Origin of the sequence: Enterococcus sp. AZ163, from assembly GCF_050498925.1 — a bacterium.
GTDB lineage: Bacteria > Bacillota > Bacilli > Lactobacillales > Enterococcaceae > Enterococcus_A > Enterococcus_A ferrettii.
Genome location: NZ_JBIPAO010000001.1, coordinates 1,742,316 through 1,762,148 on the forward strand (window position 1 = coordinate 1,742,316; position 19,833 = coordinate 1,762,148).

Annotated in this window: 19 protein-coding genes and 1 other annotated feature; of the genes, 12 read left to right on the forward strand and 7 right to left on the reverse strand. The window is 41.7% G+C overall.

Features of this window, described 5'->3' with window-relative positions; genetic code table 11:
• The first annotated feature begins 8 nt into the window (after positions 1-8).
• The 5 genes from uxuA (at position 9) to IGI46_RS08260 (ending at position 4,886) form a co-directional block, all read left to right on the forward strand.
• The gene (gene uxuA, locus IGI46_RS08240) at positions 9-1,082 is read left to right on the forward strand and encodes a mannonate dehydratase (RefSeq protein WP_429962861.1); all 1,074 of its coding nucleotides are present in this window, start codon (positions 9-11) and stop codon (positions 1,080-1,082) included.
• A 24-nt stretch (positions 1,083-1,106) separates the two neighbouring features.
• Entirely contained in the window at positions 1,107-1,748 is a 642-nt protein-coding gene (locus IGI46_RS08245) for a bifunctional 4-hydroxy-2-oxoglutarate aldolase/2-dehydro-3-deoxy-phosphogluconate aldolase (RefSeq protein WP_429962862.1), read from the forward strand.
• 124 nt (positions 1,749-1,872) lie between these two features.
• A complete protein-coding gene (locus IGI46_RS08250) occupies positions 1,873-2,538 on the forward strand; it encodes an HAD family hydrolase (RefSeq protein WP_429962863.1) in 666 nt (221 codons plus the stop codon).
• A gap of 53 nt (positions 2,539-2,591) precedes the next feature.
• Positions 2,592-2,837, forward strand: a binding site (T-box leader).
• 58 nt (positions 2,838-2,895) lie between these two features.
• Complete coding sequence (locus tag IGI46_RS08255) at positions 2,896-4,113, forward strand: NAD/NADP octopine/nopaline dehydrogenase family protein (RefSeq protein ID WP_429962864.1); 1,218 nt, start codon at positions 2,896-2,898, stop codon at positions 4,111-4,113.
• Between the two features lie 11 nt (positions 4,114-4,124).
• Positions 4,125-4,886 (forward strand): aspartate/glutamate racemase family protein, encoded by a 762-nt coding sequence (locus IGI46_RS08260; RefSeq protein WP_429962865.1) that lies wholly within the window; start codon positions 4,125-4,127, stop codon positions 4,884-4,886.
• Between the two features lie 160 nt (positions 4,887-5,046).
• On the opposite strand, the gene IGI46_RS08265 is transcribed toward IGI46_RS08260, so the two are convergent.
• Complete coding sequence (locus IGI46_RS08265; RefSeq protein ID WP_429962866.1) at positions 5,047-5,577, reverse strand: TetR/AcrR family transcriptional regulator; 531 nt, start codon at positions 5,575-5,577, stop codon at positions 5,047-5,049.
• A 150-nt stretch (positions 5,578-5,727) separates the two neighbouring features.
• On the opposite strand from IGI46_RS08265, the gene IGI46_RS08270 reads away from it, so the two are divergent.
• Positions 5,728-6,519: a CPBP family intramembrane glutamic endopeptidase gene (locus IGI46_RS08270; protein WP_429962867.1), complete on the forward strand. Its 792-nt coding sequence runs from the start codon at positions 5,728-5,730 to the stop codon at positions 6,517-6,519.
• Between the two features lie 95 nt (positions 6,520-6,614).
• Here IGI46_RS08270 and IGI46_RS08275 read toward each other — a convergent pair whose 3' ends face one another.
• The 4 genes from IGI46_RS08275 to IGI46_RS08290 are packed head-to-tail and all read right to left on the reverse strand — an operon-like array spanning position 6,615 to position 10,458.
• Positions 6,615-7,070 carry a VOC family protein gene (locus IGI46_RS08275; RefSeq protein ID WP_207701526.1) on the reverse strand — a complete coding sequence of 152 codons (456 nt, stop codon included), beginning with the start codon at positions 7,068-7,070 and terminating at the stop codon, positions 6,615-6,617.
• A 40-nt stretch (positions 7,071-7,110) separates the two neighbouring features.
• Positions 7,111-7,944, reverse strand: coding sequence for a helix-turn-helix domain-containing protein (locus tag IGI46_RS08280; RefSeq protein ID WP_429962868.1), 834 nt, complete (start codon positions 7,942-7,944; stop codon positions 7,111-7,113).
• 18 nt (positions 7,945-7,962) lie between these two features.
• Positions 7,963-8,946 (reverse strand): LacI family DNA-binding transcriptional regulator, encoded by a 984-nt coding sequence (locus IGI46_RS08285; protein WP_429962869.1) that lies wholly within the window; start codon positions 8,944-8,946, stop codon positions 7,963-7,965.
• Positions 8,947-8,958: 12 nt separating this feature from the next.
• Complete coding sequence (locus IGI46_RS08290; protein ID WP_429973225.1) at positions 8,959-10,458, reverse strand: sucrose-6-phosphate hydrolase; 1,500 nt, start codon at positions 10,456-10,458, stop codon at positions 8,959-8,961.
• A gap of 218 nt (positions 10,459-10,676) precedes the next feature.
• On the opposite strand from IGI46_RS08290, the gene IGI46_RS08295 reads away from it, so the two are divergent.
• Positions 10,677-12,629, forward strand: coding sequence for a sucrose-specific PTS transporter subunit IIBC (locus IGI46_RS08295; RefSeq protein WP_429962871.1), 1,953 nt, complete (start codon positions 10,677-10,679; stop codon positions 12,627-12,629).
• Positions 12,622-14,253, forward strand: coding sequence for a glycoside hydrolase family 13 protein (locus IGI46_RS08300; RefSeq protein ID WP_429962872.1), 1,632 nt, complete (start codon positions 12,622-12,624; stop codon positions 14,251-14,253). The genes IGI46_RS08295 and IGI46_RS08300 overlap by 8 nt, the downstream gene beginning before the upstream one ends.
• Positions 14,254-14,298: 45 nt before the next feature.
• Here IGI46_RS08300 and IGI46_RS08305 read toward each other — a convergent pair whose 3' ends face one another.
• Entirely contained in the window at positions 14,299-16,470 is a 2,172-nt protein-coding gene (locus IGI46_RS08305; RefSeq protein WP_429962873.1) for an alpha-galactosidase, read from the reverse strand.
• A gap of 90 nt (positions 16,471-16,560) precedes the next feature.
• Here IGI46_RS08305 and IGI46_RS08310 point away from each other — a divergent pair, with 90 nt between their 5' ends.
• Genes IGI46_RS08310 through IGI46_RS08320 form a run of 3 tightly spaced genes read left to right on the forward strand, consistent with a single transcriptional unit; the run spans position 16,561 to position 18,742 of the window.
• A complete protein-coding gene (locus IGI46_RS08310; RefSeq protein WP_429962874.1) occupies positions 16,561-17,388 on the forward strand; it encodes an AraC family transcriptional regulator in 828 nt (275 codons plus the stop codon).
• Positions 17,389-17,399: 11 nt separating this feature from the next.
• Complete coding sequence (locus IGI46_RS08315) at positions 17,400-18,272, forward strand: ROK family protein (RefSeq protein ID WP_429962875.1); 873 nt, start codon at positions 17,400-17,402, stop codon at positions 18,270-18,272.
• A 44-nt stretch (positions 18,273-18,316) separates the two neighbouring features.
• Positions 18,317-18,742: a heme-binding protein gene (locus tag IGI46_RS08320; RefSeq protein ID WP_429962876.1), complete on the forward strand. Its 426-nt coding sequence runs from the start codon at positions 18,317-18,319 to the stop codon at positions 18,740-18,742.
• 44 nt (positions 18,743-18,786) lie between these two features.
• Here IGI46_RS08320 and IGI46_RS08325 read toward each other — a convergent pair whose 3' ends face one another.
• Positions 18,787-19,248, reverse strand: coding sequence for a hypothetical protein (locus IGI46_RS08325; RefSeq protein ID WP_429962877.1), 462 nt, complete (start codon positions 19,246-19,248; stop codon positions 18,787-18,789).
• Between the two features lie 291 nt (positions 19,249-19,539).
• Here IGI46_RS08325 and IGI46_RS08330 point away from each other — a divergent pair, with 291 nt between their 5' ends.
• Positions 19,540-19,698 carry a hypothetical protein gene (locus tag IGI46_RS08330; protein WP_429973226.1) on the forward strand — a complete coding sequence of 53 codons (159 nt, stop codon included), beginning with the start codon at positions 19,540-19,542 and terminating at the stop codon, positions 19,696-19,698.
• Positions 19,699-19,833 lie beyond the last annotated feature (135 nt).

Here is a 19,833-nt window from a genome sequence, read left to right on the forward strand (position 1 = left end):
GGTCTATAATGAAGTGGGGATTTAGATGGTATGGTGAGAAAGGTGATTCCATTCCATTAAACAATGTACGTCAAATTCCAGGAATGAACGGGATTGTCGGTACTTTATTGAACAAACTGCCAGGAGATGTCTGGCAGGTTAATGAAATTCAAGAATTAAAGGAATCTATCGAGAAGGAAAATTTGGCGCTTTTAGGGATTGAAAGTGTTGCGATTCACGACGCCATCAAAGCCGGAACAGCTGAACGGGACCAGTACATCGATAATTATATCCAGACCATTAAGAATTTATCGGCCTGCGATGTTCATATGATTTGCTACAGCTTCAAACCAATCTTTGGCTGGGCCAAAACAACCTTGAACTATGAAAATGAGGATGGCAGTTATTCTTTGGTTTACGACCAGTCAGTCGTGGACAACATGGAACCAAGCGATATGTATAAGCTGATCCACAGCCAATCAAAAGGATTCAAGCTGCCTGGGTGGGAAGAAGAGCGGTTGAAAAAATTCAACAGCCTGATGGCCACTTATGATGGTGTAACAGAAGAAAAATTATTTGAAAATTTAGAATATTTTCTAACCCGTATCATTCCGGTATGTGAAGAAATGGATGTCAAAATGGCGATCCATCCGGATGATCCACCTTGGGAAATCTTTGATCTGCCTCGGATTACTAAAAATCTGGAGGATCTGAAGAAAATTTTGAGTATCGTTGATTCTCCTTATAACGGCATTACATTTTGCACAGGGTCCCTCGGGGCTGATCCAGCTAACGATCTAGTTGAGATGGTTCGTGAAATTGGTCACAGAATTAACTTTGTTCACTTCCGGAATGTTGGCTTCATGGGAGAACGCAAGTTTAAGGAAACAGCTCATTTAAGCACAGAGGGTTCTCTAGATATGTATGCTATTATGGAGGCCTTAGTTGATGCTGGTTTTGATGGACCAATCCGTCCGGACCATGGTCGAACAGTCTGGGGCGAGGTTGCAATGCCAGGTTACGGCTTGTATGACCGGGCAATGGGGATTACCTACTTGCAGGGTCTGCATGAAGCAGCAGTCAAGTCTAAGAAAGCAAACTAATTTTACGGGAAAGTGAGATAAATTATGTTAGCAAATATGAATCATCCGCTTTATCAACAGATGGCAGAAGTAAAATTGCTGCCGTTGTATACAGCAACAGATTTAAGCTGTCTGGGTCGATTAGAAGAAGTGCTGATAAAAAACGACGTTCGCTTTATCGAAGTTGCCTTTCGCAGCTACTTAGCAGCCGAAGCCATTAAGCAGCTAGCTGATTCAGGTGAACTGATTGTGGGAGCTGGTACGGTCAGATCCTTGGCAGAAGCCAAGCTGGCATTAGAAAATGGTGCGAAATTTGTTGTTTCACCAGCGATTGTTCCAGAGGTGATTGACTACTGTATCGAACGGGATGTACCAGTCTTTCCAGGGACGGCAACTCCTGGAGATATCCAGCGAGCAATGGAATTTGGCATCAAAGTTGTGAAATTCTTCCCGGCAGATATTTATGGCGGATTGAAGGCAATCAAAGCATTAAGTGGACCGTTTTATGACGTGAAGTTTTTACCAACGGGTGGAATTAACCAAGGAAACTTCATGGAGTATCTTGAAAATGATCATATCATTGGGGTCGGCGGCTCATTCATCATTTCTGAAGCTCTTTTGAAAAAAGATGATGGAAAAAGTGCAGATGAGAATTTACGCGAGTTGGTGGCGAAGATTAAAGGGTAACAATGGAACGAACTTGATCAATGGATCAAGTTCGTTTTTTTGAGAGGTCTTTCGGAATCCATTGCAATCTCGCAACAAAACCGTCAAAATGAAGAAAGAACTAAATACTGCTAGGAGGATTTAGATGGGGCAAAGTGAGTTGAAGATTGTCATCTTTGATATGGATGGGTTGTTGGTTGATACAGAAAGGGTTTATCGCGATGGTTGGGAATATGCAGCGAAGGATCATGGGGTTCAGCTGCCGGCTGAAATGTTTCAGGGCTGGGTAGGTAAGGGGTATCATGAGACCACTGAAGAGCTGGTGAGGTTGACCAATGATCGAGAACTAGTAATGGCGATTCGTAAAACTCGAGAAGAATATTTTTACCAGGAATTAGCTGAGGGAAGGGTTCCTCCTAAACCCTATGCTAAAGAGGCACTGCAAGCTGCGAAGAAAAACTATACAGTGGGTCTAGCAACTTCTACAATTGCCAAACGGGCGAGGGATGTAATGGCTGGTTTAGATTTTTTACAGTATATCGATTATCCAGTATTTGGTGATGATGTGGAACGGCTGAAGCCAGCACCTGACTTGTATTTGGAAGTGTTGCAGCGTGCCGGTTTTACAGCGGATGCTGGGATTGCCGTTGAAGATTCGATTCCTGGCAGCCAGGCAGCTGAGAATGCTGGATTGAAGGTCTTGATGGTTCCGGATTCGAATTTTGAGTTAGATGTTCAAGCAGTACCCGCTGGAGTCATTCAGCGAGGAAAGGATTTACAAATTGTTTTGGATTATTTGAAAAGGCATTGACAGAAGCGATTAGTAATTATAAGATACTAGGTAATTACTAATCTAATTTTAATATTAATGCATAGAAAAGAAGAGTACTAGTTGCAAGAGTTTTAGAGAGTCTCTGAGTGGTGAAAAGAGATATTCAAGCAGATAGGAAGATGGTCTTTTGGCATCAGTCACTGAGGGTTAGACCCTAGGTGCTGCGGGTTCGCCCGATATCGCGACTAGGCTATCGAAGGAATTTCCGTAGCTGAGAGGCTTGTTTATACAGGCGAAAAAAGGTGGTACCACGATCACAGGTTGTAATCGTCCTTGGTTTAGCATTTCGTATGCAAACCAGGGGCGTTTTTTTTATTTTGAAAAGGAGTGAATGGAATGGTTTTGAAGGAAAATTTGCCTGAAACGACAGTAGCTGTTTTAGGAGGAGGCGCTGCTGGAAAAGCAGTGGCAGCAGATTGTGTATTAGGTGGAAACAAGGTAAATATTTGTGATTTACCTAACTTTTTTGAAACAACACTAGCAACGGTCGAACGAACAGGAATTAACATAACCGGCAAGCAAAACAGCAAGTATGGTTTTAAACGTTCGGGTAATGCTCGCTTTGAAAAAATTACTGACAGTGTGGCTGAGTGTGTAAAAGGTTGTAAACTATTGATTGTGGCTGTTCCTTCAATTGCTCACGATGCCTTTTTTGAAGAGTTAGTGCCAGTGCTGGAGGATGGCATGATCATCCATATTATTCCTGATAACTTTGGTTCACTAAAATTGCGTAAAAAAATGCGGGAAGTGAATTGCACGAAGCAAGTAATTATTGGCGGCTGGTCCAGTGCTCCGTATGGTGCGCGAGTGGTAAAGGAAGGCGGAGTGATGACGTCGGAAATCGGCTTAATCTATCGAGCGATTACCTTGCGCGGTGCAAGTTTGCCTTCAACCGATCAGGAGAAATTTTTAGAAAGTACGAAGCAATTAGGCTGTTTTGATGCAATTACTGAAGGTGATGGACCCACTAGCGGAAAGACGGTTTTGGATGTGGGCTTTAGCAACGTAAATCCTGTTTTGCATTGTCCAGGAACTATTCTGGGTGTGGGTGTCATGGAAAATTGGGGTCGCGTGTTTGGCGGCAACGATAAATCTACCTATTCGATTTACTCGCATGCTTACTGTGAATCCATCTCTGAAGTACAATATGCCTTTTATTTGGAAGAAGTAGCGCTGGCTGAAGCAATCGGGGTTGATTTGCAGCGCTTCCCGAAAAAGAATTTCTTATCTCGTACCAGTATTTTAGGCCCTGAATATATGGGAGATGATTGCATCGTACCTTTCGATGAACAATACGAAATGGCGATTGGTACCGGACCTTTCAGTATTCAGGATCGTTATATCACTGAAGATATTCCAGTAGGCTGCCACATTTATCATGAGTTAGGTAAAAAGTTTGATGTGGAAACTAAAGTAATCGATAGCATGATTACCTTGGCTTCTGTTATGACCGGTCGAGATTTCTTAAAAGAAGGATTAACTTTGGATGATTTAGGGATTGGTCACTTAGAAAAAGACGCTCTGTTAACATACTTGGAAACTGGCAAGCTATAGGAGGGTGAAGGATGCATTGGAAAGGGACCTTGAATCAACAGTCTGAACTGCAAGGGGTTCATCGAGTACCGGCTGCGCCGTTCGCTGGTTATGCGATCGGAATCATTGCTGTGAATCTAAACTATCCTAAACTTCCGGGAAATGTAGCCAATGCAACAACATTTCCTTTTCCCGTTTTGTATGAGGTGGTTGAGTTTGAGATCGAAGAGCTGTTTGCAGGATCAGCTGAAATTAAGAAGCAAATCATTACCGCAGCTGAAAAATTAGCGCATCGTGGCGTACGAGCAATTGTTGGCGCTTGTGGTTATTTTGGGCATTTCCAACAAGTAGTAGCGGAGGCTGTAGATATTCCTGTTTTTATGTCTAGCATCAGTCAGGTACCTTTAATTAAGCTAGGATTGAAACCGCAGCAAAAGATTCTTACCTTAGTAGCTAGCGGGGAGGATGTAACAGCAGAGTTTTTTCAGAAATCTGGTGCTCAATTGGAGGATTGTCTAATTTGCGAGATCGGTTCTTTGTCAAGCTTTGCACCGATCCGCTGGGGTAAAACAGAGTTAAATAATCAACAGTTGACACTGGACTTGGTGGCAATAGTTCAGGAGAAGCTGGCTGAGTATCCTGAGATCGGTGCAATCTTACTGGAGTGTAGTGATCTGCCACCTTATGCGTGCGCGTTGCAGCAGGCAACTGGATTAGCAGTATTTGACTTTATTACTTTGATCCATTGGGTATACACTAGTGTGGTGCAACGACCATATCATGGGTATTTTTAATTTTTATCAAGAAAGCAAAAAGAAGATGCTCTAATTTAGGACGAAGAAACAGCGGATTGATCTGCTGTTTCTTCGTCCTAAATCTAGTTAAATTTAAAAGATATAAATTGAATAAGGTCTTCAGCATGACTAATAGGACAGTACCAAATAAGCTTGAGATTTAGCAACATACGCGAACATAATAATCCGCCATTTCTTTAGGTGACTCTACTGCACCTTTTCTTATCCAAGTACATAATAACCACCAAAAGCCACCCGCTGAAAATGCAATTGAATAATCGTAATAATCAGATTGTGCTAAGTCACTATGTTGATGGATTTTGTCGATGATTGGTAAATATTTTTCATATGCTTCCAGCACGAGATGTGCCAAATTATTCTGTATCAACAACTGGATAAACACGCGGTGATTTTGCCAAAAAGTAAAATAAGTCAAGACTGCCTCGTGGATTGTAAACACGGAAGAGTGTGAAAGCTGGTTCTGATATTGCTTGAAAAGTACTTCAATGTACTCAGCAAGTACTTCATCCTTTGAAGTAAAATTACGATAGAATGTTTTTCTCGCGATTTGGGCTGTAGTCACGATTTCGGTGATTGTGATTTTTGTGTAGGCTTTTTCGCCCATTAAATCAATCAGGGCTTGGGTTATCATTTGTTTCGATCTTGTAACTGAAGGATTAATTTTAGTCATCCTAGCTTCCTCCCATCATTCAAAAAATGACACATAATTCACTGCTCTGTGTAAGTTGTCACGAGAATATTGACGCAGTGAATCTACTGTAATTATAATGAATAGAACAAAAAGATACAAATGTGTCATTTATGGAGAGGAAGAGAGAAGATGTTTAAAGAGAAGAGTTTATCTACGCGTTATCCTGTTCTGTTTTCCGTAATTTTGGTATTGGTTGTTTTGGTGGTTACTTCTATTGATACGGATCAAAATGCATTAGGAGGGAAAGATTTTGCAGTATCTAGAATTGTTGTGATTCTTGGATTATTGCTGCTGATAAAGGATAAAGGCTTTTTCTCAGTTAATGACGGGAGAGGACAAGCGTTTTTTGCGACATTACTTTGGGGAAGTCCCTTAGTCCTTATCGGAGTAGGCTCCGCTCTATTAACGAATGGGGCATCATTCTCTGAACAAACCTTTCCAGCATTTTCTGATAGTGCAGTCTTTATGTTGAATATGTTTCTTGTAGGGGCGGTTGAAGAATTATTGTACCGAGGGGTCGTTTTTAATTGTTTGTATGAAACGTTTGAAGCAAAAAAAAGTGGTGTCTTTCGCTCTATTCTTTTGTCCGCATTGATTTTTGGATTCGTTCATTTAGTTAACTTGCCAACCTTTCCTCTCTTAAATGTCTTAATGCAAGTTATAAATGCGACTTGCTCGGAGGTATTATTTGCGACACTTTATTGGAAAAATCATAATCTAAGCGGTCTTATTTGTGTTCATACGTTAACGAATTTCTTTGCGCTGTTTCCGCAAGTATTATTTACAGATAATGCAACCTCTATTGTGACTGCTTCGCTATCAGTTGGTGAAGTGTGTATAACTTTATTAGTTGGAGCTGGAGTCCCTTTGATGGCCGCCTTTTTTCTTATTCGTAAAAAGCAAGTAATCCCAATTTGTTAACCTAAATGTATAATTCTGTTCGCTTTTATCAAAATCTTTAATTCTCATTAGAGCGCTACAGATTCGATCTTTCGGAGCTCTAATGAGAATAGTCTTTAGATAAACTGTTGAACAAATTCAAGAGGAAACATGGTACGTTTGGCAGTTTCTTCCGGAGATACTCCTTCAGCCAGCAAACGCTTGACCACGGATTCCATGCTTTCAGATACTTCTACAATATATTTATCCAAATCATAAATCCGCATGACTTTTTGTCCCCAAGGGTATTCTTTACTTTTATGCAGAAATTCGATTCCTTCCACCGCTGAAAGCTTTTCTTCCCAGGCCTGTAAATCTTCTACCTCAAAATACAGTTGGAAGTTATTGGGTTGAGGTTTCATTACCAAGTCTGTTCCAACTAAACCTGCATAATCCTCCTGCAAAGAGAAACCTCCTTCAAAAGTTACATGGGCGAAGATATCCATGACTACTTTTTGTTCCATCACGTTTTCATAAAAGTCTTTAGCCTTTGCCAGATCGGAAACGGCTAAGAGTGTTCCACCATAATTCATTGACATCACCTGTTCTATCCTTTCTTTTCTTCACTATAGCCTAAAATTTGGCGATTTGACTGTAAAAATCGGACATCTTTTTGCGATACTCTTCAGGAGTAAGGGCACAGGTGGTTTTAAAATCATGAATAAAATGGGGCAGATCGTAGTAGCCTGTTTGACGATAAATCATAGCTAAGCTGTTATAAGTATTTTCCAGCAAGGTAACTGCTCGATTCACTCGAACTAAACGAGAAAAAGACTTCACACTCATTCCTAGATGTTGGTTGGCTAAGCGGTTCAACTGGCGTTCGCTGTAGAAAGTCTGTTCAGCAAGCCGTTTGATTGATAGTGTACCTTGGCTTTTTAGGACAGCGGCAGCAGCAGTGGTTAAGGACTGCGGGCAATCATTTTGCATATTAATCAAAAGCAGCTGATCAATGGAAGCGATGAAATTAAAAAGATTGTCGCTAGTTTCCAGCAGCTGTTGAATCAATTGATGCAACTGAGGCTGGACAAAGGAAAAAGGCAGCTGTCGGTCCGCTAATTCTTTTTGGGGAATTCCTGTGAATTGGTACAAACCTGCTGGCTGAAATTCAACGATAAACACTAAATCAAAGGTTCGAGCGCGATCGCCGACAGTGACAGGTTGGGTAGCCGGTCCTAATAAAACGGCATCGATGCCCCTTTGATCGCAGCCAAAAACCAGCGTGGAGCAGCCATGAGGAATTACGGTGTAATCCTCTGATAGCATTTCCTCGCTGGGAAAGGTAAGGGTGTAATTAGAAATAAATTTTTTTAAAGCTGGATGAGGCTGGAGGTAAATAAAATCTATCCCGCGGCTAATAATCCGATGCAGCGCAGGATAGGCTGCCAGAGAATTTTTCGTGAGCATCGCAATCCCCTTTTTAATCTAGGTTGTCCTGCCTTGAATCAGCTTCACGGGCAGGGAATACTGCTGTTCCAGCATTTTTTCTGGATTGTTAATCCGCTGAATCAGCAAATCGACCAGCAAATCAGCAAAATCAGAAATCGGCTGAGCAATTGTTGATAACTGTGGGAAATAATTTTGGACAAATTTGGTTCCATCATAGCCGATCAGCTTCATGTCTTCTGGAATTGAAATCTGCATTTCTTGACAAATGTTGTAAACCAGAATAGCGGTTAAATCATCCGTACAAAAGAGGCTGTCCAGGTCTTCCTTTTCCAAAATTCGTTTAATCTCTAGCGTCTTCAAAGCCATCGAGCTGGCTCGAGAATCAATCGCAAAAATACGTGAATCTAATTTTTTTTTCTGCAGGAACTGTTCATACCCTTCTAATCGTCCATTAGTGGGCGAGCTGGATTTCAGACTTCCGGTCAGAATGCCAATTTTACGGCAGCCGCGCAGATACAAATTCTCGGTTGCTAGATAACCGCCGCGGAAGTTGTCGCTGCCGATAATCGGAATACTTTCCGATAGGTAACGGTCAAAGGAGACAATCGGCAGGCCGATGTTTTCATACTCCTTAATTCCCAAGTTATGGGCACCAGCGATGATACCATCTACCCGATTGGCTGCCAGCATATTAATGTAAGCTCGTTCCTTTTCTTTGTTGTTAGCACTATTGCAAAGAATTGTTTTGTAGCCTTGCTCGAACAATGTGGTTTCCAGTTTATCCACTAATTCACCAAAAAATGGGTTCGAAACCGTTGGGAAAATGACCCCAATCAGCTGGGTATTTTTTCCTTGCAAAGAACGGGCAAGAGAATTGGGCTGATAGTTCAATTCCTCCATAGCTGCCTGAACCTTATCAATGGTCTTTTGACTTAATGACCCGTAATTATTGATGACACGGGAAACAGTCGTGGGAGAAACGCCTGCTTTTTTAGCAACATCGGTTAACTTGATTGCCATCGCTTGCACTCCTTAGTCGTTTTTCATGCTGCGCAAACGCCAGAAATCACCAGCATAGGAACCAGCTGCTCCTTCAATCACTACGCCATCTTCTCCTTCACCAGGAAAGATGCGAGCTGTTGCAACCTGTTGCCCTCCGTTGATAAATAATTCGCAAACAGATTGGTCAACGAAGAGCTGCAGAGTAAGCGGCTGATTTTTTTCGATGGAAACAGAACGCGTAGTTCCGTATTCTTGGGCAAAAGGACTGCCGGCGTTTGTGCGATCCATCTTAATCATACCATTTTTTGTATCAAAATCGATAACTAATGAGTGATTCAGCTCTTGGTCAGCAAACAAATGAAGCTTCCCTTGACTACCGGCAGTAAATTTCAAAATTACTTCATAACAATTGTTGGTTGCTTGCATTAAAACAGCAGGCTGCGAAGTCAGTTCTCCTGCAAGTGCTGTTTGTTCTTGACGCAGTTCAGCTTGTTCTTTAATCGGTGTTTGGCATAAATGACCATTCTTTAGCTTTAGTTCTTTAACAATGCTCAAACAATGTGCCCAGCCTTCACGGTCGCTAGGATAAGCAGTCTCGGGCATGCCAACCCAGCTGACGGCTAAAGCTCGGCCATCAGGAGCATTAAACGCTTGGGTCGCATAGACATCAAAACCTTCATCCAGATTTTTCAGTGCCTTTGGCTGGGTGAGAGTCAACGTTTCAGGATCAAAGGTTTCAGCAACAATATAGGTATTCGGGTAGATATTTTGGTAATCCAGTACTTCTTTGTCTAAGCCTTGAGGGCAGAAAAGAAGTACTGGTGTTTCTTCAATAAATACTAAATTAGGACATTCCACCATAAAGCCCATCGATTGATCGGTAAAGTGCAGTTCACCCTTAAATTCAAGCTTTTCCAAGGTGTCTCCAGCATAAGCCAGTACTTTTCCTTTAAGCTGGTCGGTCTGTGCACCGATCAACAGCCAGTATTGCTCTTGATACTTGAATACCTGCGGGTCGCGAAACTCATGAGTATAGCCTTTTGGCGGAGCAGAAATAAATGGTTTATCCTGTTTAGTGATTTCGCCTTGCTTGTTCATTGCGGCCAGCATTTGATAAGACTTTCTTTGCCAATCCTGATCACGTACATTTCCCGTATAGGCAAGTATCAGTTCATCGTCTATTACAATCCCTGAACCTGAATAAACACCATGACTGTCATAGGTCATATCAGGTAAAAGAGCGAATCCTTCTGGCTGCCAATCAACCAGATTATCAGACGAAACATGGTACCAGGATTTTACTCCATGCACCGGTCCCATTGGATATATCTGGTAAAAGAGATGCCATTGTCCATTGAAATAGGAAAAGCCATTAGGATCATTTAGAAGACCGCTCTCGGCTTGAATATGATAATTCTGGCGCCACTTAGAGTGGTTCACCGTTTCAGTCAACAGCTTCTGATACTGTTTGTCCCATTGCCAATAAGGCTGATAGCGCAGCGCATCGGTCCAGTTTTTTATTAATTCCATTTGTAAATTCCCCTTTTTAGAAAACGTATTCCTTCGCTAATAAGATACTGCATCGGAACACTTTTGTCAAACGTATATCATTTCTGGTACACGCGTAACTCTATTAAATAAAGGGATTTAAGATTTAATAAAAATATTTTTGATAAACGTTTGACAATTCGGGAAAATCTTTGTATGATAGGTATGAAAAAAGCGATTACATGGGAAGGAGCTTATTTATGAATCATCAAAAGGTAGCACAAGAGGTAAACAAAGCAGTCGGAGAGGGGAATATTCAAGCCGCTGCTCACTGTGCCACACGTTTACGTTTAGTCTTAAAAGATCCCAGCAAGGTTGACCATGCTGCTTTGGATAATAACGAGGATGTTAAAGGAACCTTTGAAGCCAACGGACAATTCCAAATCATTATTGGACCGGGAGACGTGAATAAAGTTTATGCAGAATTGGTTAAATTAACCAATGTAAAGGAAGCGTCTACAGAGGATTTGAAAGCTGTAGCAGCTGAAGGGAAAAAGACGAACCCGGTGATGGCCTTCATCAAGGTATTATCTGATATTTTTGTTCCAATTGTTCCGGCTTTAGTTGCTGGCGGTTTGTTAATGGCTATCAACAATGTCTTAACCTCACCTAATTTATTTGGCCCTCAATCAGTGGTTGAAATGTTTCCTAATATTAAGGATGTTGCCAGCATTATTAATCTGCTGTCTTCTGCACCTTTTGCCTTCTTGCCAATCCTAGTTGGTTTCTCAGCCACGAAACGCTTTGGCGGAAATGGTTATCTCGGAGCCGCTATGGGGATGGTCATGGTTATGCCTGACCTGATCAATGGTTACGGTGTCGCAAATGCGATTGCAGAAGGTACGATGCCTTATTGGAATATATTTGGTTTAGAGGTTGCTCAAGCAGGTTATCAAGGATCAGTGTTGCCAGTACTGGCAGTTTCTTGGATTTTAGCTACGCTGGAAAAATTCTTCCACAAGAAAATCTCAGCGGCCTTTGATTATACTTTTACACCGATGTTAGCTATTATTATTACCGGATTTTTGACTTTTATTATCGTGGGACCAGTGATGCGGACCGTTTCTGATGGCTTAACGGATGGCTTAGTTTGGTTATACAATACAACTGGAGCACTTGGCTTAGGAATCTTTGGCTTGTTCTATTCACCAATTGTTATTACTGGGTTGCACCAAAGCTTCCCTGCGATTGAAACGACCTTGCTGGCAGATGTTGCTCGTACGGGCGGATCATTTATTTTTCCGGTTGCCTCAATGGCCAACATTGCGCAAGGTGCAGCAACCTTAGCCATCTTTGTTTTAACAAAGAATGAAAAACAAAAGAGCTTGGCTTCTTCAGCAAGTATTTCTGCTTTACTAGGGATTACTGAACCGGCTATCTTCGGGATTAACTTGAAGCTGAAGTTCCCGTTCATTTGTGCCATGATTGCTTCTGGAGTTGCCAGTGTATCTTTAGGTATTTTCCATGTATTATCTGTCGCAATGGGACCAGCCAGCGTGATCGGGTTTATCTCTATTGCACCTAAATCGATTCCGTTCTTTATGATCGGGGTAGTTATCAGCTTTGTTCTGGGCTTTACTTTAACCTTCATTTATGGGAAAAACAAAATGGATGTTCCAGTAACTGAAACAGCAGATGGGGAAGCAGCTGTCGCAATTAATGAAAATCCTGATCAGGCAGTAATCCTCCAAGATGAAGTACTTGCTACTGCTGTTGCTGGAAAAGTTGTTCCTTTAAAAGAGGTCAATGATCCCGTGTTTTCAACGGAAATGATGGGTAAAGGAAGCGCAGTTATTCCAGAAGATAACCAAGTATTTGCACCCGCAGATGGCGTATTGACCGTAATGTATGATTCTATGCATGCTTATGGCATCCAATCAGATAATGGAGCAGAAATTCTAATTCACATTGGGATTGATACGGTAAATCTAGCAGGCAAGTTCTTTACCACCAACAAAAAACGTGGTGAACGAGTAACAAAGGGCGAACTTTTGGGAACCTTTGATCGCGCAGCAATTAAAGAAGCTGGCTACGACGATACAGTTATGCTTCTAGTAACCAACACGGCAGCTTACGGAGAAGTGGCTGTTTTAGACAAGACTCAGGTTTCTGCTGGTGATGATTTAGTAGCAGTGAGCGTAGCGTATGACTAATACATGGTGGCAAGAAGCAGTCATTTATCAGATTTATCCTCGCAGTTTTCAGGACAGCAACAACGATGGAATTGGCGATCTGAATGGTATCACCCAACGGCTAGATTATCTAGCCCTTTTGGGTGTCGATGCTCTGTGGTTGAGCCCTGTTTATCGTTCGCCTAATGACGATAATGGGTATGATATTAGTGACTATGAAGCCATCGGTCCGGAATATGGCACGATGGAGGATATGGATCGGCTGATTGAAGAAGCTGGAAAGCGTAACATTAAAATTGTGATGGACTTGGTGGTGAATCATACCTCAGATGAACACCCTTGGTTTCAAGAGGCGCTAAAAGGACCAGACAATCCTTACTATGATTTTTATGTCTGGCGTAAAGGCGTTGATGGCGGCCCACCCAATGATTTACAGTCGAACTTCACCAGCTCAGCATGGACCTATGTACCTCATTTGGACGAATACTATTTGCATCTTCACTCGAAAAAACAGCCGGATTTGAATTGGGAAAACCCCAAGATGAAGCAGGCGATTTGGGACATGATGAACTATTGGTTGGCTAAAGGGATTGGTGGATTTCGTTTAGATGTAATTGACTTAATTGGGAAAGAGCCGGATCGCGGTATTACTAAAAATGGACCCAAGCTGCACGAGCTATTGCAGGAAATGAATCAGAAGACCTTTGGTAAATACGATGTATTGACTGTTGGCGAAACCTGGGGAGCAACTCCTGAAATTGCAGAGCTGTATTCGGGACCTGAACGCAATGAATTGTCGATGGTCTTTCAATTTGAGCATATCAATCTAGATAAACAGACTGGCAAACGTAAATGGGATTTGAAGAAATTGAACCCTCATGAGCTGCATGAAGTCTTCTCTAAGTGGCAAATTCAGCTAGATCAAAAAGGTTGGAATTCGCTGTTTTGGAACAATCATGATTTGCCACGAATTATTTCTCGCTGGGGAGATGACTCACCGGAATTTCGGGAATTAAGCGGCAAAATGCTGGCGATCTATCTTCATTTTATGAAGGGAACGCCTTACATTTACCAAGGAGAAGAAATTGGGATGATCAACTACCCGATTCAGTCGATTGATGAGGTGGATGATATTGAAAGCATTCGAACCTATAATCACCGAGTGGCAGAAGGTTACTCAGTAGAAGACGTGATTACTTCTATTAATGCTAAGGGACGGGACAATGCTCGTCACCCTATGCAATGGAATCAGCAGACAAATGCTGGATTTAGCGAAGCTAAACCTTGGTTGCCGGTTCATTCGAATTATTTGACGATTAATGTTGAAGCAGCTTTGGCTGACAAAGACTCTCTTTTCTATACGTACCAAAAACTGATTCAGCTAAGAAAACAACACAGGGTTATTGTGACTGGTGGCTATGAGACTGTTGCTACCGATAATCCTGAGGTATTGGCTTACCGACGTTTCGATGACAGTGAGGAGATATTGGTCGTCGTTAATTTCTCTAAGGAAACTCAAAGCTATAGTTTAGAGGGTCAGGACTGGCTAGTTGCTGAAGAACTAATTCATAACTATCCTGAACGCTCTCAGCAATGGACTCAATTAAAGCCTTACGAAGCATTTGCTGTGAAACGCCATAAATAAAAAATTCCCTTGCAGCTGTTCAATAGCGGCAAGGGAATCTTTGGTTTAATACTTTTTCCAGTGGAAAAGCAGTGTCGCAAAATCTTCCTTAATTCGAGGAATAGTAATCCCGGCGTGGTTTAATTCAGCACCAGAGATTTGTTGACCAGTTGTCAGATCTTCATAAATGGCTGAATCCTCAAGGTAATGAAGCTTCAAATAATTTACAGGTACAGCTGGTCGTGCTAGTCCGTTAAAGTAGACAACTGCCGCTTCTTCTTCGTTGACAATCAACCAGGCTGTCGCAAAGAACTCGTTAGCTGGCTGCAGGCGGTAGAAGCGGCCAAACTGGAATAGGGAGCGATGCTCTTTATAAAAAGCAATTTGCTGAGTAATTTCTTCCTGTTCACTTGCTGGCAAGGCGGTTAAATCCAGCTCATAGCCAAAGTTTCCACTCATAGCGATTAGAGCGCGAGTCTGCAAATTTGTCGTTCTGCCCACCTGATGATTCGGCACAGGTGAGACATGTGCCCCCATCATAATCGGGGGATACAAATAGCTGTAGCCATACTGAATTTGACTGCGGCAAAGGGCATCTGTGTTATCACTGGTCCAAGTTTGAGGCATGTAATGCATCATGCCTGGATCAAAACGTCCGCCGCCGCTGGAGCAGTTTTCAAATAGGCAGTCGGGATACTTACTAGTAATTACTTCCAAGACCCGATAGAGACCTAATACGTAGCGATGGGGAATTTCCTTTTGCTGATTCGCTGGAAAGGCCAGGCTTCCAACCTCAGTCAGATGGCGGTTCATATCCCATTTAATGTAGTCAATTTTACTAGTAGATAAATAGCTGCTTAACATCTCGATTAGGAAATCTTGAACAGCTGTCTGGCTTAAATCCAAGACATATTGACGGCGCCCTTCAGTCAAGGGATAATTTGGAACTTGCAGAGCCCAGTCAGGATGCGCTTCAAATAGTTGACTGTTTCTTGAAATCATTTCCGGTTCGAACCATAGGCCAAATTTCAATCCCTTTTGATGGATTTTGTCAGCCAATCCAGCAATTCCTTGAGGTAACTTTTCTAGGTTTTCGAACCAATCACCCAAAGAAGAGGCATCATCATTGCGCTGAGCAAACCAGCCATCGTCTAGGACAAACAGCTCAATCCCAGTTTCCTTGGCTAAATCCGCTTGCTTTAGTAAATCTGCTTCATGAAAATCGAAGTAATTTGCCTCCCAAGTATTTAGTAAAATAGGGCGTTCCTGCTTTTGCCAAGCTGCCGGAACTAAGTACTGCTGATAAAGCTGGTGAAAGGTTTGCGACAGGCCATTAAAACCAGTTGTTGAATAGTTCATCACTACTTCCGGAGTTTGGAAGCTGCGGGTCGGAGCTAAACACCATTCAAAAGTTTCAGGCTGAATGCCTAATTGAACCCGACTGGAGCCATATTGCTCAACCTCAACCTGCGCTGCAAAATTTCCACTGTAGATGAAATGAAAGGCGTAAACGTCTCCTTGAAATTCATCTGTACTCGGATCTGCCAAGGCCAAAAAGGGCTGGTGCTGAGGACTGCTGGTTCCTCGGGAGCTTTCAATTTTTTGAATGCCAGAGTGCAAGGGCTGGCGCGAAAGGTTGGCTTCGTTTGTATGTGCGCCATTTAGAGTAATCAAGTCGAAATTTGTAGTGGGTAAATCAACCATCATAGAACCGGCGTTTTCTAAAAATACCGTTTCTGTTCCCAAATTATTGAAACGCACACTGCGACTGATAATAGGCTGATTTTCATAAAGAGAATAAAGCAGCACCATCTCTAGTTCTTGAACAGCATCATATAAGGTGATTTCCAGCGTAGTCACCTGTTCTCCTCGTAAGCTAGGTAAACCAGGCAACTCCGGTTTGCCAGAAGAAATTTTATGGTCGCGATAAAAGAAATTGGTTATATTAGAACCGTTGCCAGAACGAATTTGATAGTTGCTGATGCGATGATCCCCGGTCCCTTGTGTGCTTGTTTCCAGAGGCAATGCATTTAGTGAAAAGGTGCGATCGTTTTCGTCAGGATTAGTCGCAAAACCGCGATCAATCTGTTGCAAAGCAGTGCTGCCAGCATAAAAAGGCAGGGCTCTGCCATAGTAGCGATGTGTAAGATATTGCTCCTTTTCAATTCCTATAACGTAGCTTATCTGAGAGTTGGTTAGATGAAAGAATTGTTTTTTAAAATCGTATAAAATGGGCATGAAATCTGCTCCCTTCTTCTGTATACTGTAAGAATAAGCAATGGATCGGTTGCAAACAAGAAGAAATAATTGTAAGTATGAGGTAAAAAATTGCAAAACTATTTTTCGCATAACTATTATTATTTGGAGCATTATTCGTTGCCTTATTTAAAGGGAATCGGCTATGGGCATGCCAGTAAAAACTATTATTGGGACAGCCGAAAACGAAAAGACAATCTTATCGTTCTGCAATATACATTAGCAGGGACAGGAGTTTTTGAGACCTCTGATCAGAAGATTCAGCAACACGCAGGCAGCTTTTTTTTGGCTGAAGTGCCAGGAGACTGCCGTTATTATGGACAAGAGGATTGGCAGTTTGTATTTTTCGAGTTTTCTAAAGAGATTATTCCCTGGTTTTATCCAGTGGATCAAAGCCATCATAAGGGTTCAGAGTGTTTTCAGCAGCACATGTTGACTCTAGTAGAAGAATTGAGAAAACTTCCTGAACTGGATTTCTTTGCAAATACCCAGGCAGCGTATCAATTGATTGTAGCGCTGAAAAAGGAATTGCTGACGAAGAAAACCGAGGAGTATCCGCTAGCTGAGAAAATAAAAACTTATTTAGAACAACATTACCAGGAAGCCATTGGTCTAACCGATATCGAAGAAGTCTTTCAGTTGTCTAAATACAAAAGTATTCGATTGTTTGAGCAGGCCTTTGACAGCTCACCGATGGCCTATCTAAAAAGATATCGGGTGGTGCGGTCTTTGCCTTTGTTAATCGAGGGGCAGCGTACGGTTGATGAAATTGCTCAACAGGTGGGCTTTTCTAATGGGAACTATTTTGCGAAAGTGTTTAAGATGGAACTGGGAATGACACCTAGCGACTATCAGAAAAATAAACAATTATTTACAGATACAGCAATTAATCAAAAATGAGGAGTGACAACATGGTATACGGAGCAATTGAAGCAGGCGGAACAAAATTTGTTTGTGCCATTGGTGACAATGAGTTAAATATCACAAAACGGGCGAGCTTTCCAACCACCACACCCGAGGAAACGATGAAGCTGGTGATTGATTTCTTCAAGGAGTATCAGACTGAATTAGAAAGTATTGGGATTGGCTCTTTCGGTCCGATTGATATTCACCGGGATTCACCAACTTATGGCTACATTACTTCTACACCGAAACTAGCTTGGCAGAATTTTGATTTTGTTGGAACCTTGAAAAAGGAATTTGATATTCCAATGGCTTGGACAACGGACGTTAATGCGGCATGCTATGGCGAGTACATTGCTGGTGAGGGCCAAGGCTTTTCCAGTGTTGTTTATTATACTGTTGGAACGGGTGTTGGCGGTGGCGCTTTGCAGGATGGTGTCTTTGTGGAAGGGTTTAGTCATCCAGAAATGGGCCATATGCTGGTACGTAACCATCCAGACGATTCCTTTGAAGGCAATTGTCCTTTCCACAAAACCTGTCTAGAAGGCATGGCGGCAGGACCAGCAATGGAAAAACGTGCAGGTAAAAAAGGTCAGGAATTAGCGGCAGATGACCCGAACTGGGATATCGAAGCTTATTATTTGGCACAATGTGCTTACAATACGACCTTGATGTTGTCACCAGACAAGATTATTTTAGGCGGCGGTATTATGAAGCAGAAACAATTATTGCCTAAGATCTACCAAGCCTTTGAAGAGCTGATGAAGGGTTATGTAAAAACACCAAAACTGGAGGACTATATCGTTACACCAGAATTAGGAGATAATGCAGGGACTGTTGGTTGCTTGGCGTTGGCTAGGGATAGTAAATTGCATTCATAGCATAAATCGTCAGACATTGCTTAAAAATGAAGGGGAGCTGCCGAATGGACAAACAGCAAGTTATTCAAGACGAGCAAGACGTGGTCTTCAAGGATTTCACCCATGAGTTAGGTTTTAATATTGCACAGCGAATTGTTGAAAAGGTAAAGGAACGACAGTTAAAAAGTGTTGGTGTCCGTATTCTTTTGGATGAGCTGCTGATTTTCCAATACTTAATGGATGGAAAGACCGAAGACAAGTGGCTAAAACGCAAAGAAAAGACGGTTTTAGACAGCGGGCATTCTTCGTTGTATGTCTTTTTTCATCAGGATGAGTATAGTGATTGGCTTGAAGATAATCATTATGCAGTTTGTGGTGGTGGTTTTCCAATTATTATTAATGGTGAAGTACGTGGGGTAATTGGTGTCTCGGGATTGAAGCATGATGAAGATCATGAACTGCTGACGGAGACGGTTCGGGAATTTATTTAATCAAAAAAAGTGCAAGAAACTGGTGAACCAGTCTCTTGCACTTTTTAGTAGCATTTTGAACAGGGGGTCAGACCGCGTGCCTGAGCTTCCTCCGCTTTGCGTTGAGCTTCTGTTTGTTCAGCAGCAATGCGTTCTTCTTCGGCCTTTTTTACCGCCTCCGCTTGTTCAGCAGCGATCCGTTCTTCTTCCGCTTTTTTTGCGTCAGCTTTGGCTTTTTCTTCTGCTGCTTTTGCCGCCTCAGCCTTGTTTTTTTCCTCCTCGGCCTGCTTTTTCTTTGCCGTCTCTGACTCTTTTGATTCCTTAGTTTCTGCTTGTTTTTCCTTTTTGTAGGAATTAACTGATTTCTCCAAGGATGAAACGGTTTTTGTTAGTTCCTTGTTTTCTTTTTCCAGCGACTCTATCGTTTGCGACTGCTGGGTAATTGTTTCCTCACTGTTGCCAGAACCGCAGCCTGTGAGAGTCAACCCCAATGATAAAACCAACCCAAGCTTTAGTAACTTTTTCATTTTCTCCCTCTTTTCCAAATGTATTTAATAGAAGATAATTGTCGTTATCCCTCCTGTTCTTATAGATTATTAATCCCCAGATGTGTTCTTATTAAAATAATACTATATATTTTAATTATATAATAGGTTATAAGTGATTGATAATGACTAATTAATCCAATGACAGCTAAATCTGAATTAGATAGTTAATAATAGTTTTGGACATTTCTTGTCAAAAAGCCTGGAGACTTATCTAAGGATGATCCAAATTGAGATATCGAAGCTTATTATTTAGCTCAATGTACGTATAACATGACCTTAATGCTCTCTACGAATGAAATCATTTTCGGCGGTGGAATCATAAAAAAAACACCAAAACTGGAAGACTATATCGTTACACAAGAATTAGGAGATAATTCAGAGACTGTTAGTTGTTTGGCGTTGGATAGAGATAGCAAGCTTCATTCATAAGAAAAAAAGGGTGAGCAGAATATTTTGTTGGCTCCTTTTTGTCATCAGTTGGACTTATTTCAAAAAACGATTAGATAGCTATTAACTAAGTGTTTTTAGCTTGCTACGAGGTTCATCTTCACGATTTCTTCAATA

What these genes read in the sequence shown, in the direction of transcription:
- uxuA (WP_429962861.1), top strand. Translation starts at nt 9, where the DNA reads ATGAAGTGGGGATTTAGATGGTATGGTGAGAAAGGTGATTCCATTCCA.
- IGI46_RS08245 (WP_429962862.1), top strand. Translation starts at nt 1,107, where the DNA reads ATGTTAGCAAATATGAATCATCCGCTTTATCAACAGATGGCAGAAGTA.
- IGI46_RS08250 (WP_429962863.1), top strand. Translation starts at nt 1,873, where the DNA reads ATGGGGCAAAGTGAGTTGAAGATTGTCATCTTTGATATGGATGGGTTG.
- IGI46_RS08255 (WP_429962864.1), top strand. Translation starts at nt 2,896, where the DNA reads ATGGTTTTGAAGGAAAATTTGCCTGAAACGACAGTAGCTGTTTTAGGA.
- IGI46_RS08260 (WP_429962865.1), top strand. Translation starts at nt 4,125, where the DNA reads ATGCATTGGAAAGGGACCTTGAATCAACAGTCTGAACTGCAAGGGGTT.
- IGI46_RS08265 (WP_429962866.1), bottom strand. Translation starts at nt 5,577, where the DNA reads ATGACTAAAATTAATCCTTCAGTTACAAGATCGAAACAAATGATAACC.
- IGI46_RS08270 (WP_429962867.1), top strand. Translation starts at nt 5,728, where the DNA reads ATGTTTAAAGAGAAGAGTTTATCTACGCGTTATCCTGTTCTGTTTTCC.
- IGI46_RS08275 (WP_207701526.1), bottom strand. Translation starts at nt 7,070, where the DNA reads ATGAATTATGGTGGAACACTCTTAGCCGTTTCCGATCTGGCAAAGGCT.
- IGI46_RS08280 (WP_429962868.1), bottom strand. Translation starts at nt 7,944, where the DNA reads ATGCTCACGAAAAATTCTCTGGCAGCCTATCCTGCGCTGCATCGGATT.
- IGI46_RS08285 (WP_429962869.1), bottom strand. Translation starts at nt 8,946, where the DNA reads ATGGCAATCAAGTTAACCGATGTTGCTAAAAAAGCAGGCGTTTCTCCC.
- IGI46_RS08290 (WP_429973225.1), bottom strand. Translation starts at nt 10,458, where the DNA reads ATGGAATTAATAAAAAACTGGACCGATGCGCTGCGCTATCAGCCTTAT.
- IGI46_RS08295 (WP_429962871.1), top strand. Translation starts at nt 10,677, where the DNA reads ATGAATCATCAAAAGGTAGCACAAGAGGTAAACAAAGCAGTCGGAGAG.
- IGI46_RS08300 (WP_429962872.1), top strand. Translation starts at nt 12,622, where the DNA reads ATGACTAATACATGGTGGCAAGAAGCAGTCATTTATCAGATTTATCCT.
- IGI46_RS08305 (WP_429962873.1), bottom strand. Translation starts at nt 16,470, where the DNA reads ATGCCCATTTTATACGATTTTAAAAAACAATTCTTTCATCTAACCAAC.
- IGI46_RS08315 (WP_429962875.1), top strand. Translation starts at nt 17,400, where the DNA reads ATGGTATACGGAGCAATTGAAGCAGGCGGAACAAAATTTGTTTGTGCC.
- IGI46_RS08320 (WP_429962876.1), top strand. Translation starts at nt 18,317, where the DNA reads ATGGACAAACAGCAAGTTATTCAAGACGAGCAAGACGTGGTCTTCAAG.
- IGI46_RS08325 (WP_429962877.1), bottom strand. Translation starts at nt 19,248, where the DNA reads ATGAAAAAGTTACTAAAGCTTGGGTTGGTTTTATCATTGGGGTTGACT.
- IGI46_RS08330 (WP_429973226.1), top strand. Translation starts at nt 19,540, where the DNA reads ATGACCTTAATGCTCTCTACGAATGAAATCATTTTCGGCGGTGGAATC.